This window comes from Arthrobacter sp. Cza30, assembly GCF_059090765.1.
In genome coordinates, this window is record NZ_JBNHGA010000002.1 from 170,254 (window position 1) to 183,037 (window position 12,784).

The 12,784-nt window shown below is 69.8% G+C and carries 11 protein-coding genes; 5 read left to right on the forward strand and 6 right to left on the reverse strand.

What is annotated here, in order from left to right; translation table 11 throughout:
* The first annotated feature begins 62 nt into the window (after positions 1–62).
* Positions 63–1,763: a bifunctional 3'-5' exonuclease/DNA polymerase gene (locus AC5RVZ_RS06055; RefSeq protein ID WP_494065500.1), complete on the forward strand. Its 1,701-nt coding sequence runs from the start codon at positions 63–65 to the stop codon at positions 1,761–1,763.
* A gap of 140 nt (positions 1,764–1,903) precedes the next feature.
* Here AC5RVZ_RS06055 and AC5RVZ_RS06060 read toward each other — a convergent pair whose 3' ends face one another.
* Genes AC5RVZ_RS06060 through AC5RVZ_RS06070 form a run of 3 tightly spaced genes read right to left on the reverse strand, consistent with a single transcriptional unit; the run spans position 1,904 to position 5,059 of the window.
* The gene (locus tag AC5RVZ_RS06060) at positions 1,904–2,608 is read right to left on the reverse strand and encodes an NUDIX hydrolase (RefSeq protein ID WP_494064889.1); all 705 of its coding nucleotides are present in this window, start codon (positions 2,606–2,608) and stop codon (positions 1,904–1,906) included.
* Positions 2,609–2,610: 2 nt separating this feature from the next.
* Positions 2,611–3,426, reverse strand: a complete 816-nt coding sequence (nth, locus tag AC5RVZ_RS06065; RefSeq protein WP_494064890.1) for an endonuclease III — start codon at positions 3,424–3,426, stop codon at positions 2,611–2,613.
* Complete coding sequence (locus tag AC5RVZ_RS06070; RefSeq protein ID WP_494064891.1) at positions 3,419–5,059, reverse strand: hypothetical protein; 1,641 nt, start codon at positions 5,057–5,059, stop codon at positions 3,419–3,421. The genes nth and AC5RVZ_RS06070 overlap by 8 nt, the downstream gene beginning before the upstream one ends.
* 319 nt (positions 5,060–5,378) lie before the next feature.
* On the opposite strand from AC5RVZ_RS06070, the gene acs reads away from it, so the two are divergent.
* The 3 genes from acs (at position 5,379) to AC5RVZ_RS06085 (ending at position 9,134) form a co-directional block, all read left to right on the forward strand.
* Positions 5,379–7,370, forward strand: a complete 1,992-nt coding sequence (gene acs, locus AC5RVZ_RS06075) for an acetate--CoA ligase (RefSeq protein ID WP_494064892.1) — start codon at positions 5,379–5,381, stop codon at positions 7,368–7,370.
* A gap of 149 nt (positions 7,371–7,519) precedes the next feature.
* A complete protein-coding gene (gene aroQ / locus AC5RVZ_RS06080) occupies positions 7,520–7,972 on the forward strand; it encodes a type II 3-dehydroquinate dehydratase (protein WP_494064893.1) in 453 nt (150 codons plus the stop codon).
* 16 nt (positions 7,973–7,988) lie between these two features.
* Positions 7,989–9,134 (forward strand): DUF2332 domain-containing protein, encoded by a 1,146-nt coding sequence (locus AC5RVZ_RS06085; RefSeq protein ID WP_494064894.1) that lies wholly within the window; start codon positions 7,989–7,991, stop codon positions 9,132–9,134.
* Here the strand turns inward: AC5RVZ_RS06085 and AC5RVZ_RS06090 are convergent.
* Entirely contained in the window at positions 9,131–10,315 is a 1,185-nt protein-coding gene (locus AC5RVZ_RS06090; RefSeq protein ID WP_494065501.1) for a MarP family serine protease, read from the reverse strand. The genes AC5RVZ_RS06085 and AC5RVZ_RS06090 overlap by 4 nt on opposite strands.
* A gap of 249 nt (positions 10,316–10,564) precedes the next feature.
* Between AC5RVZ_RS06090 and AC5RVZ_RS06095 the strand changes: the two genes are divergently transcribed.
* Positions 10,565–11,242 (forward strand): Crp/Fnr family transcriptional regulator, encoded by a 678-nt coding sequence (locus AC5RVZ_RS06095; RefSeq protein WP_493966729.1) that lies wholly within the window; start codon positions 10,565–10,567, stop codon positions 11,240–11,242.
* A 131-nt stretch (positions 11,243–11,373) separates the two neighbouring features.
* Here AC5RVZ_RS06095 and AC5RVZ_RS06100 read toward each other — a convergent pair whose 3' ends face one another.
* Complete coding sequence (locus tag AC5RVZ_RS06100) at positions 11,374–12,306, reverse strand: NUDIX hydrolase (protein ID WP_494064895.1); 933 nt, start codon at positions 12,304–12,306, stop codon at positions 11,374–11,376.
* Positions 12,290–12,784: a RidA family protein gene (locus AC5RVZ_RS06105; protein ID WP_494064896.1), complete on the reverse strand. Its 495-nt coding sequence runs from the start codon at positions 12,782–12,784 to the stop codon at positions 12,290–12,292. Before AC5RVZ_RS06105 ends, AC5RVZ_RS06100 begins: the two co-directional genes overlap by 17 nt.

Genomic DNA, 12,784 nt, shown 5'->3' on the forward strand with positions numbered 1-12,784 from the left:
GGACCGTGAGGGACGGCTTGGAGCGTGTGGAGGACCGGTCGGTGCAGAATTGAGGTGTGTATATGGTCCTGGCCTCCGCCGCGCGGAACATTTCCGTGCCGGAGGGCACAGAACCCGTCGCTTACCTGCAGCGCACCGACGCGCACGGCACCCCCTCCGGGCCGCCCGTCGTCGTGCCTCAGGGACGACTCGCCTCGACGGTCCGGAGCCTAGATGGCGAGGGACCCCGCTGGGTCTTCGAAGCCACGCGCGCCGCGTACCAGCCGCTGCTGGCCGCCGGCACCGGCGTGGACCGCAGCCACGATCTCACGCTCGCCCGCAACATCCTGGCGCTGTCGGTCCACGCCCCGGACACCGGGTATATCCGGGCGCTGCGGGAGGCGCCGGCCACGCATCAGGACGAAGAGCTGCCCCGTCAGCTGCAGCCGCCGCAGCAGTCCCCGGACCAGTTCACCCTTTTTGACGAACCACAGCCCGGCGGCACGGAGCTGGAGGACCTCGTGGCCGAGCTGCAGGACCAGTTGGCGGCCGTGGCCGCGTCGGTCCACCGCGGCCGGCTGCAACTGCTGCTGGCGGCCGAGTCGGCCGGCGCCCTGATCGCCACCGAGATGGAGCACGCCGGCGTGCCGTGGCGCGAGGACGTGCACCTGGGCATCCTGACGGACCAACTGGGTGAACGCCCGCGGGAAGGCCAGCGGCCGGACAAGCTGGAGGAGCTCGCCGTCAGGCTCGGACAGGAGCTGGCCAATCCCGCGTTCAACCCCGACTCCCAGCAGCAGCTCATCCGCGCCCTGCACCGGGCCGGCATCGAGGTCAAAACCACCAGCTCCTGGGAATTGAAGCAGCATGCCCATCCGGCGATCGAGCCGCTGCTGCAATACCGCAAGCTCGCCCGCCTGTTCACTGCCAATGGCTGGGCGTGGCTGGACGCCTGGGTCCGGGACGGCCGCTTCCGGCCCGAGTACGTGGTGGGCGGCGTGGTCACCGGGCGATGGGCCTCACGCGGCGGCGGGGCCCTGCAGATACCCGGCCAGATCCGGGACGCCGTCCGCCCTGATCCCGGCCACAAGCTCATCGTCGCGGACGCAGCCCAGCTGGAACCCCGGGTGCTGGCGGTGCTGGCGCAGGACGAGGCCCTGGCAGCGGCCGGCCGCGGCAAGGATCTCTATCAGGGCATTGCCGACGCCGGATTCGCTGGCGACCGTGCCAAGGCGAAGATCGCGATGCTCGGGGCCATGTACGGTGCGACCACCGGCGAGTCCGGCCGGCTGATGCCCCAGCTCACCCGGACGTATCCGCAGGCCATCGCGGTGGTCGAGAGCGCGGCCCGGGCCGGCGAGGCGGGGCAGGTGGTCAGCAGCTACCTGGGCCGCAGCTGCCCTCCGCCGTCGGAACGCTGGCTGGCCTCCCAACGGACCGCCACAGCCGAAGAGCAGCGACGGGCCGATACCCTCGCCCGCAGCCGCGGCCGCTTCACGCGCAACTTTGTGGTGCAGTCGACGGCCGCTGAATGGGCGTTGTGCTGGCTGGCGGAATTACGACGGCGGCTGCGCGCCTGCGCGGCCGAAGGAACCTTCGTGGGGGAAATGGTGTTCTTCCTCCACGACGAGGTCATGCTGCACGTCCGCGAGGACCGTGCTGAACTGGCCTGCCGGCTGGTGGAGGAATCCGCCGCTGCCGCCACCCGCCTGGTCTTCGGCCGCATCCCTGTGGCCTTCCCGGTCAGTGTGGCAGTGGTCGATTCCTACGCCGAAGCCAAGTAAGGCAGCGCGCTCCCCCAGCCAGATTGGCCCCCGGCCAGGCCATGACCGCCAGCCGGCCGCGGGGCGCGGGGCGCAGGCTGCAGGGACCGGGCAACCGTCAACCGGCCGCGGGGCGCAGACTGCAGGCCGCGGACCTGGCGTCAGCCGGCCGCAGGGCGCGGAGCGATCGGTGCCGGGATTTCGCGCGACCTGTCCCAGTCCAACGACCACCCCAGGTCGTCAAAAAGATGACTAAGCACAATGGCGGTAAAGCCCCAGACCACCACTCCGTGGACCAGGAACGCGGGGCTGCGGAAGACCTGGCCGCCGCGGCGGAGCACCGACATGCGCCGGTTGGCCGGATCCAGCAGGTCGGCGACCGGCACACGGAAGACCTGCGACGACTCGGCAAAGTCGACGACGTCGACCGGCGAGGGAGCGGCCCACCAGGCCAGGACCGGCGTCACCAAAAAGTTGCTGACCGACAAAGGGATGTCCGGCAAGACACCCAGGACTTCGACGCCGGCCGCGTCCAGGCCGGTCTCCTCGACCGCTTCGCGGACCGCGGCGGCGGCGGGCCCGTCGTCGTCGGCGTCGATGCGGCCGCCCGGAAACGCCACCTGCCCGGGATGCGAGGAGAGGCCCGCGGCGCGTTCCACGAAGAGCAGGTCAAGGTCATCCGGGACGGCCGAATCGTGGAAGTGGGCCGGTGCGTCGTCCAGGGCGCCGAAGAGCAGGAGCACCGCGGCCGGGCGGGCCGTCCCCTGGTCAAGGGCGACGTCGTACCAGCGCTCCCGGCCGCGGACGGAGAGCCGCTGATCCATCGGCACCTCCACCAGCCGCTGCAGGTCCTGCTTGGCGCTCATCGTCAGGCTCCCAGCGGGAAGCCCGCCGCGCGAAGCTCCCGCCTCGTCTCCCCGGCCATCATCCGGGCCAGCAGTTCTTCACGTCCCGGCGCGAGTTCGTACTTCAGCAGTTTCCGCGCCTTGTCCGGGTCCACCTCTCCCTCGCCGTAGGAGGGGCACCATTGGGCGACGGGGCAGGCGCCGCATGCCGGCTTGCGGGCGTGGCACACCCGCCGGCCGTGGAAGACAACACGGTGCGAGAGCATGGTCCAGTCCTTGGGCTCGAACAGCTCCGCAACATCGAATTCCACCTTGACCGCGTCGGTCGATTCGGTCCAGCCGAAGCGGCGGGACAACCTGAGGAAATGCGTGTCCACCGTGATCCCCGGGATGCCAAAGGCATTGCCCAGCACCACATTGGCCGTCTTTCGGCCGACCCCGGCGAGCTTAACCAGGTCGTCCAGGTTTCCCGGGACCTCGCCGTCGAACTCGTCGACGATCTGGTTGGCCATCTTCAGCAGGCTCTGGGACTTGGCCCGGAAGAAACCCGTGGGCTTGATCAGCTCCTGCAGTTCGGCCTCATCGGCTGCTGCGAGCGCGCGGGCGTCCGGGTAGCGCTCGAAGAGCACCGGAGTGGTCATGTTGACCCGGACGTCGGTGGTCTGCGCGGAGAGGATGGTCGCCACCAGCAGCTCGAAGGGATTGGAGAAATCCAGTTCCGCCACCGCATACGGGTAGTGTTCGGCGAGCTCTTTGTTGATCCGGCGGGCGCGGCGCTTGCGCGCCAGCAGGGACTCTTCGGTCTTGCGCCGGCGGGTGGCCGGCGCCCGGTCAGGCACGCTCAATGTTCGTCAGGTCCCTCAAAACGCCCACCCGGCCGTCCGTATGCTGCACCAGGAATTCGTCGCCGCGGTCCTGCAGCGCCAGGATCCACGACCCCGGCTCCACCGTGAACATGACCTGGCCGGTGTTCTCGTCCAGCACCGGGCGGGTGCGCCCGACGGCGAACCAAAAGGCCTCGTATTCCCCTTCGGCTTCCTCGTCCTCGTAGTGCTCCCTGGTGGCGCTGATCGGAGCAGACGCCGAGGCAGCGTCGGCGACGGCGCGGGCGGCGGCCTTCTCCCCGACCGCCGGCATGGCCGTGGTGGCTGCTGTCGCCGTCTGGTCGGCGGCAGCGGGTGTGGCACTGGCTCCGGCCCCGGTCGGCTTGGCGGCTGCACCGCCGACGGCCGCACCGGCCGTCGGTGCACCGGCGGTCGGCTCGGCGGCTGCACCGCCGACGGGCCCGCCGGCGGGAACGGCCGACTCGTCCTGCCGTTCGGCTGCGCCGTGCTCGCCTGTGCGGCCGGCAAGATCCGCGGTTCCGGTGCGGCCCGTTGTGGCAGGCTCCCGGGACTGCCGGCCGCCGGCGGACGCGGCAGATCCGCCCACCACCGTTCCGGCGGAGTAGCCGACGTCCGTGGCCACGCCGCTCGCCGAGGACGCGGCGGCGCGCGCAGTTGCGGATCCGCTCGCATCGGCGGTCACGGGGATGCCGACGGCCTCACCGTCTGCCGCCCCCGGCGACAGGGAATCGTCCGGTTCAAGGTTCTCGGCCCGCTGCGTGCTGATCGGGCTGGCGTCGGTGTCCCGTCCCGACGTGATCGTCGCGGTGCCGGTGCCGTGTTCCGGCGGGTTCATGGCGTGGGCGGCCGCGGCGGCGCCTGCCACCCCGGCCGCTCCCTTACCGGAGGGTGCAGCGAACTGCCCGGTAGACGGTTGATGCGCTCCGGTGTGATGTGTACCGGACGGGGTATGGGCTGCGGAACCGGCAGGGACACCTGCACCCCGCGTTTCCGGCGCCGCCTCGTCAATCCGGACGCCACCTGCCCTGGCCGCACCCTTGCCGGCGGCTCCGCCGTGGGCGGCCGGTTGTCCGGCCCCCGGCTGGTTCGCGCCGGGCTGCCCGGCGGCCGGCTTGGGTTGCTTCGGCCGGGGTGCGGCCGGGACAGCGTCGCGCGCCACGGGGTGGGCGACTGCCTCGGGACGGCCGGCGAAATCGACGGCAAGCTGCGGAATCCAGCGCGCGCAAACGGTTCCCGCAAAGAGCACCACCGCGCCGATGAATCCGATGACTCCGCTAACGCTGAAGACGGTGACGATGGTGAGGAAGTAGAACGCCAAAGCCAGCGAAGCGACCACCGAGGCGAATTGGTCGACCGACAAAGAGCCCACCCGCAGCGGCGTCTGCGGGGCCAGCCGCCGCACGACAAACAGGACCAGAACCACCGCCGGAAGCAGGATGCCCAGCCCCAGCTGGAACAGGCCGCCCGAATTCCATAGGTTCACGCCGATGCCCTGGAGAACTTGCAGGGGCATCACCGACGAGAGGAAAAGCAGGACGATGCCGGCGCCCACCACCATGTCTCGCGCGGTGAACGGGCCGGCCACCGCAGTTCCTGCCGTGCCGTGAGTCTGGGAGCTCTGGGACATCTTCGATCCTCCGGTCGTTACGGTTGCAGCGCGGGCCGGGCCCGCCGTGGGTCGTTACGGTTGCACCGCGGGCTTGGGCCGCCGTGCAACCTTCTGGCACTGGTCTCAGCGTAGTCAAGGAACCCACCCTTCACTAGCCGGATTCCCGCGGGCGACGGCGGCACCGGGTGCCGTTCACCGCAGATTCACCTCCATTTACATCGTGCAGTGTGACGCTCAACACCGCTGCCGGCGCGCAAAGGATTAGGCTGGCAGCAGCAGGTGCGCCCGGCGAAGCCGGGGGCACGCCAATGACCCAGCACGACGAAGGGGCCCCCACATGTCTGAAGCCAACGCAACGCAGTCGACCGCCGCCACCGGCGACGCCCTGGAAAACCTGCTCCACGAGAACCGTAGATTTGCGCCAAGCGCTGAATTCGCCGCCGCGGCCGTAGCCAAACAGGACGTTTACGCGGACGCAGAGGCGGACCGCCCCGCATTTTGGGCCAAGCAGGCCCGCGAGGTCCTCTCGTGGGACACGGACTTCAGCCAGGCGCTGGACTGGTCGGACGCACCGTTTGCCAAGTGGTTCGTCGGCGGCGAGCTGAACGCGGCGTACAACGCGCTGGACCGGCATGTGGAGAACGGGCTGGGCGACCGGGTGGCGATCCACTTCGAAGGCGAGCCCGGCGACACCCGCACGTACACCTACGCCCAGCTGACCGAGGAGGTGAAGAAGGCCGCCAACGCGTTCGAGTCCCTGGGCGTAGCCAAGGGCGACCGGGTCGCCGTCTACCTGCCGATGATCCCCGAGGCCGTGATCACCATGCTGGCCTGCGCCCGGATCGGTGCGGTGCACTCGGTGGTATTCGGCGGTTTCTCCGCCGACGCGCTGCGCTCCCGCGTCGACGACGCCGAGGCCAAACTCGTGGTCACCGCCGACGGCACCTGGCGCCGCGGCAAGCCGTCGCCGCTGAAGCCCGCCGTGGACGAGGCCCTCTCGGCCCCCGGACACACGGTGACCAACGTGGTGGTGGTCAAGCGCAACGGCGAGCCGGTGGACTGGCAGCAGGGGCGCGATGTGTGGTGGGCGGACACGGTGGAGACGGCGTCCGCCGAGCATACGCCGGTGCCGCACGACGCAGAGCACCCGCTGTTCATCCTCTACACCTCCGGCACGACCGGGAAGCCCAAGGGCATCCTGCACACCACCGGCGGCTACCTAACGCAGTGCGCCTACACGCACAAGGTGGTGTTCGACCTGAAGCCGGAGACGGACGTGTTCTGGTGCACCGCGGACATCGGCTGGGTCACCGGCCACTCCTACGTCACCTACGCGCCGCTGATCAACGGCGCCACCCAGGTGATGTACGAGGGCACCCCCGATTCCCCGCACCAGGGCCGCTGGTGGGAGATCGTGGAAAAGTACAAGGTCTCCATCCTCTACACCGCCCCGACGGCGATCCGCACCATGATGAAGTGGGGCGAGGAGATCCCGGCCAAGTACGACCTGTCCTCCATCCGGGTGCTCGGTTCGGTCGGCGAACCCATCAACCCGGAGGCCTGGATGTGGTACCGGCGGGTGATCGGCGGCGACAACGCACCGATCGTGGACACCTGGTGGCAGACCGAAACCGGTGCGCACATGATCGCCCCGCTGCCCGGGATCACCGCCGCCAAACCCGGCTCCGCACAGGTCGCGATCCCGGGCATCGCCGTCGACGTCGTGGACGAACTCGGCGACTCCGTCCCGGACGGCCACGGCGGCTATCTGGTGATCCGCGAGCCCTGGCCGGCCATGCTGCGCGGCATTTGGGGCGACCCGGAACGGTTCAAGGAAACCTACTGGTCCCGGTTCGAGAACATGTACTTCGCCGGCGACGGCGCCAAGAAGGACGAGAACGGCGACATCTGGCTGCTCGGCCGGGTCGACGACGTCATGAACGTCTCCGGCCACCGCCTCTCCACCACCGAAATCGAGTCGGCGCTGGTCTCCCATCCCGCCGTCGCGGAGGCCGCCGTCGTCGGCGCCAAGGACGAAACGACCGGCGAGGCAGTGGTCGCGTTCGTCATCCTGCGCGGCGAAGCAGCCACGCAGCACGGCTCACACGAGGACATCGTCGCCACCCTCCGCGCGCACGTCGGCAAGGAAATCGGCCCCATCGCCAAGCCGCGCACCATCCTGGTGGTGCCGGAACTGCCCAAGACCCGCTCCGGCAAGATCATGCGCCGCCTGCTCAAGGACGTGGCCGAAGGACGCGAGGTCGGCGACGCCACCACCCTGGCCGACAACACCGTCATGCAGCAGATCGCAACCTCCCTGAAGGCCTGACGGCCAGGCGAGCCGGACAGCCAACTGAATGCCGGGCCCGCCCGCTGCCCCTGGCGGCGGGCGGGCCGCGGCCTTCACGCCGCGCGGAGAGGCGCCCCGCCTGCAACAGGTCAGCTCCACCGGGACGCGATTGAGGCATAGTAAAAGGCATGACTGCAGACATCCCCGGCACCCGCCGCGTCCTGATCCTCAACGGCCCCAACCTGAACCTGCTGGGCACGCGCGAGCCGGACGTCTACGGCACCGCCACGCTGGCCGACGTCGAGCGGCTCGCCACCGACGCCGCGGCCGCCCGCGGCTGGACCGCGGAGTGCGTGCAGTCCAATCATGAAGGGGAGCTGATCGACGCGGTCCACGCCGCCCGTGGCACGGCCGATGCGATCATCATTAATCCCGGCGGCTACAGCCACACGTCCGTGGCACTGCGCGACGCCCTTTCCGGCGTGGCCCTCCCCGTGGTCGAAGTGCACATCACCAACATCCACCGGCGTGAAGAGTTCCGCCACCACTCCTACATCTCCGGCGTCGCGGACGCCGTCATCGCCGGAGCGGGCATCACCGGCTACCGGCTGGCGGTCGAATACCTGACCGAGGCCCTGTAGAGGGCGGCACGGCGCGATGGGTGGACAGCGAGGGGACACCGCCGGCTGGTACCGGAACTTCGGCCTGCACGAGGCCGAAGGCCAGTCCCCGGTGTACGTCGAATGGACCCTGGGCATCAGCGACGATCCCGAGGTCCTGGCGCTGATCGACGCCCTGCCCGCGTCGAAGCGCCAGCCCAACCTGATCCTGGCGGCGGCCCGCTCGCTTGGCGCCGGCGCCACGGAGTACGCGGGCTTCCGCGACTTCCTGCTGTCGCGGTGGGACTCGGTCCGGGACGTGGCACTGGCGCGCACCACGCAGACCAATGAACCCGGCCGCTGCGCCGTCTTCCTGCCGTCCCTGGCGGCCATCGCCGCCTCCGAAGCCAAGCCGCTGGCGCTGATCGAGGTGGGCGCCTCGGCGGGGCTGCTGCTCTATCCGGACCTGTACCGCTACCAGTACGACGGCGGGGCGGTCCTCGCGCCACGGTCCTCGCCTGCCGCCGTGGCTGGGACGGGGGCGGAAGCCGGGGAAACGGCGTCGGCCGGGGCCGGGCCGGGCACCGCGGAAGCCGCGTCAGCCGCGTCGGGGGCGCAAGCCGCGTCCGCCGGCCGTGAAGCGCAGCCTCCGCTGCTGGAATGCTCCACCTCCGGCCGTCCGCCGCTGCCCGAGTCGCTGCCCGAAATCTGCTGGCGCGCCGGAATCGATCTGAATCCGTTGGAGATTAACGATCCCGACGATGTCGCCTGGCTCGAGGCCCTGATCTGGCCGGGCCAGGAGTTCCGCGTCCGTCGTCTGCACCAGGCCATCGAGGTTGCCCGCCGCACACCGGTCCGGCTGGTGGCCGGCGACCTGATCGAGCAGCTGCCGGCACTGGTGGCCCAGGCACCCGGGGATGCCGCCGTCGTCGTCTTCCATTCGGCAGTGCTGGCCTACCTGCCCGAAGAGGACCGTCGTCGGTTCCGCACCCTGGTGGAGGGGCTCATCCGTGAGCGGGGCGTGCACTGGCTCGCGCACGAAGGCCCCGGGGTGATGCCGGTGCCGGATGATGACTCCGGCATTCCCGGCCTGGACGACCGGACCCGCCGGGGCCGCTTCCTGCTCTCGCACAACGGGCGCCCCGTGGCAGTCAGCGGTCCGCACGGCCAGTTCCTGGAGTGGCTACCGCAGGAGAGCCGCTAGCGGGTCACGCATTGGCCGGCGGAGATCGTCTCCTGATAGCCGAGGGCTTCGTCGACGACCGGCTGGACCTCCGCCAGGGTCAGGGCGTAGCCCACCGGCACGTTTTCCGTGGATTTGGCGAATACCACGCCGGCCACGTTTCCGTCCGCATCCAGCAACGGTCCGCCGGAGTTGCCCTGCTGTACGTTCGCCGCCAGCGTGTAAACCTCGAGCGACGACGGGTCCGCGCCGTAAATGTTCTGCACCAGCACCTGCGAACGGCCCTGCACGGTGGCCGGCTTGCTCTGGAAGGGACCGCCGGCCGGGTAACCCTGGAACGCCGCCAGGTCGCCTTCGGACAGTTCGCCCCCCAGCGGCAGCGGCCGCACGTCCAACCCGTCCACGGCCAGGACGGCCAGGTCGCGCACCGGGTCGAAGAACACCACCCGGCCGGGCAGCACCCGGCCGTCGGCAACCTCCACCACCGGTTCGTTGACGCCGGCCACCACGTGAGCGTTGGTCAGCACGCGGTCCGGGGCCACCGCGAAGCCGGACCCGGTCTGGTTCTGCCCGCATTGGAAGGCCGTCCCCGCGATCCGCAGCACGGAGGCCGCCGCCTCGTTCAGGGCAGCGGTATCGGTGCTGGCATCGGGAACCGGCGCCGACTCCTGCGGCACGCGCGGGTCGAGGACCAGCGGGATGCCGTCCGCCACAACGATCGAGCGCACCTGCGCCGCCCATGCCTTCACCGGATCCGGGGTGAGGTTTTCGATCGAGGCGATCACCTTGGACGCGGCAATCTGCTGCGAGATGAACGGCACGCCCATGGTGCCCAGGCTGAACGCCAGCATGGAGATCACCAGCGCGGTCACGGCAAGGTTCATCACGCCGCCCAGCAGCCGGTCCAGCGGCCGCAGCGGCGGGAAGTCCATCCGGCGCCGGATGGCCGCGCCGATACCCGTCCCCAGGGCGTGCCCCAGCACCACAAGCAAGATGGCCACGGCAATGGCTGCGGTCAGCCGCCAGGCGCTGTCGGGAACCCACTCACTGACCAGGGGGATGGCGAAGAAGGCTGCCACCGCTCCCAAGGCGATGCCGGCGATGCCGCCGAGGGTGAGCAGGAACCCCTTGCGCAGACCTGAGACCAGGTACGCCAAGAGGATCAGCAGCAGGACAACGTCCAGGATGGTCAGGCCGAAAATCACTCATTCTCCGTTGCGGTGGGATGTGCATTAGTCTAGGCGGTTCGCCCGCGGGAATTATTAACCGCCGTTGCGGGTTGTCACCTCCGGCAGCCCTTGCCGGTGCTCGATGCCGGCGCTTTCCTCCTCTGGGAGCGAAAAGCCTTGTGGAAGATGTCACACGGGCTTTACATACGGCAAAATGGAAAACAGTGCCCCCACGGGAGAGCAGCTTGAACCCCAGCCGAACAGTACTAACTTGGAGAATTCATGGACGTAGAGATCCTTCGCCGCGCACCTCTTTTTGCCACTCTTGACGACGACGTTTTCGCCGCGCTGACCGACGAGCTGACCGAGGTCGACCTGTCCCGCGGCGCATCGGTGTTCCGCGAAGGTGACCAGGGCGACCAGCTCTACTTCATCGTCTCCGGCAAGATCAAGCTGGGCCGCACCGCTGCCGACGGCCGCGAGAACCTGGTGGCCATCCTCGGTCCGGGCGAGCTCTTCGGTGAGATGGCCCTCTTCGACCCGAGCCCGCGCAGCACCTCCGCGACCGCCGTCTCCGAGACCCGCCTCGCCGGGCTGAAGAACGAGAACCTGCGCGGCCTGCTGGAGACCCGCCCAGAGGTGTCGGCGCAGCTGCTGCAGGCTTTGGCCCGCCGCCTCCGCCGCACCAACGACTCGCTGGCCGACCTGGTCTTCTCCGACGTTCCGGGCCGCGTGGCCAAGGCCCTGCTCGACCTGGCCGACCGCTTCGGCCGCCCCGCAACGGACGGCATCCTGGTGGCACACGAACTGACGCAGGAAGAGCTGGCCCAGCTGGTTGGCGCCTCCCGCGAAACCGTCAACAAGGCGCTGGCCGAGTTCGTCCAGCGCGGCTGGCTGCGCTTGGAAGCGCGCGCGGTAGTCATCCTGGACATCCAGCGGCTGCGCCAGCGTTCGCGCTGATTTTCGACAAAAAGTACGACGGCGGGGGCTCACCGATGGTGGGCCCCCGCCGTCGTTGTGGCTTGCGAGGTAGGTGCCGTTGGCCGGCCGGCACGGACCGTCGGGGCTGGGGTCCGTGCCGGCGGAGCGGCTCAGCGTCCCCGCTGGGCGGCACCGCCTTCGGTGGCCGAGTTGGCCGCCACCTGCAGCATGGGCACCCCGTCGACCTGGATCAGTTCCGGGTGGTAGAGCCGCTGCGGGCGTTTGTGCGAGAGGTAGGCGATGCAGCCGCGGGCGCCGGCGATCTTTTCCACGATGATTTCCACCGCGGGCGAGGTCACCTCGCTGAACGTCAGCCCGCGGGTGTCGGGCTGGTCCACCAGATCGCCCAGCGCCGTGGTCGTCCGCCCGGCCATCAGTTCCTGCGCCGGCAGCCAGGAGGCCCACACGCCCTTGCTTTCCAGCAGGGACGGCCGTTGGTTGGCCGGCTGGGCCGCAGCGAAGTAGCGCGTGTCGAAGCGTCGATGGGCAAAATCGGGGCTGAGCCAGTGGGCCACGGGTTTGAGCAAGTCGGTGCGGACGCCGAGCCCGCGCTTGCCGAGCGCTTCGCCGAAGGACACCTCCTGGTCGGCGACGGCCTCGCGGGTCCGCATCCAGTCGGCACCGGAGGTGGACTCCGGCAGAGTGGATTCATCAGGACCAGCCAGCAACACGCCGGTTTCCTCGAACAGCTCGCGGATGGCCCCCACCACGTGGGCGTGGGCCAAACGGTGGTCGTCCAGCCCTAGCATCTCGGCCCATTTGGTCGGCGAGGGACCGTACCAGGTCACCGGGTCGCCGTCGCTCTCCTCCACGCTGCCGCCGGGAAAGGCCACCGTGCCCAAGGGAGAGGACCCCGACCGGTAGCCGAGGTACGTTTCCGTGCCGGCCGCGCCGTCCCGGACGAGGACGACCGAGGACGCCATCCGGGGCTTGCGCGGCGTGCGTTCCCCGTGGTGGAACCAGCTGTGGGCCGCGCCCAACTGGTCCGGCGCCACGGGGAAGAGGCGCTGCTCCTCGCGAAGCGGACTAGCTGAATTCGGCAATCAGTTCTACCTCGACCGGCGAATCCAGCGGCAACACGGCCACGCCGACGGCGGAGCGGGCATGCGCGCCGGCCTCGCCGAGGACCTGCCCCAGCAGCTCGGAGGCGCCGTTAATCACACCCGGCTGGCCGGTGAATGCCGGATCGGAGGCCACGAAACCGACGACCTTGACCACCCGGGTGATCCGGTCCAGGTCACCGATGACGCTCTTGACCGCTGCCAAGGCGTTCACGGCGGCCGTCGCGGCCAGGTTTTTCGCCTCGTCGGCACTGACCAGGCCGGCACCGTCGCCCACCTTGCCGGCGGCCGGAAGTTCGCCGTTGACGAACGGCAACTGCCCGGAGGTGTACACATAGTTTCCGGAGACGACCGCCGGGACATAGGCGGCCACCGGAGCTGCCACGTCCGGCAGGGTCAGTCCCAGACCGGCCAGCCGCTCTTCGACGGTGGACTTCCGGGCTTCAGTGGTTTCCGTCAT

Bases quoted from the DNA above. Each gene is read 5' to 3' on its own strand.
- AC5RVZ_RS06055 (WP_494065500.1), top strand. From the start codon at position 63: ATGGTCCTGGCCTCCGCCGCGCGGAACATTTCCGTGCCGGAGGGCACA.
- AC5RVZ_RS06060 (WP_494064889.1), bottom strand. From the start codon at position 2,608: ATGAGCGCCAAGCAGGACCTGCAGCGGCTGGTGGAGGTGCCGATGGAT.
- AC5RVZ_RS06070 (WP_494064891.1), bottom strand. From the start codon at position 5,059: ATGTCCCAGAGCTCCCAGACTCACGGCACGGCAGGAACTGCGGTGGCC.
- acs (WP_494064892.1), top strand. From the start codon at position 5,379: ATGTCTGAAGCCAACGCAACGCAGTCGACCGCCGCCACCGGCGACGCC.
- aroQ (WP_494064893.1), top strand. From the start codon at position 7,520: ATGACTGCAGACATCCCCGGCACCCGCCGCGTCCTGATCCTCAACGGC.
- AC5RVZ_RS06085 (WP_494064894.1), top strand. From the start codon at position 7,989: ATGGGTGGACAGCGAGGGGACACCGCCGGCTGGTACCGGAACTTCGGC.
- AC5RVZ_RS06095 (WP_493966729.1), top strand. From the start codon at position 10,565: ATGGACGTAGAGATCCTTCGCCGCGCACCTCTTTTTGCCACTCTTGAC.
- AC5RVZ_RS06105 (WP_494064896.1), bottom strand. From the start codon at position 12,784: ATGACGGAAACCACTGAAGCCCGGAAGTCCACCGTCGAAGAGCGGCTG.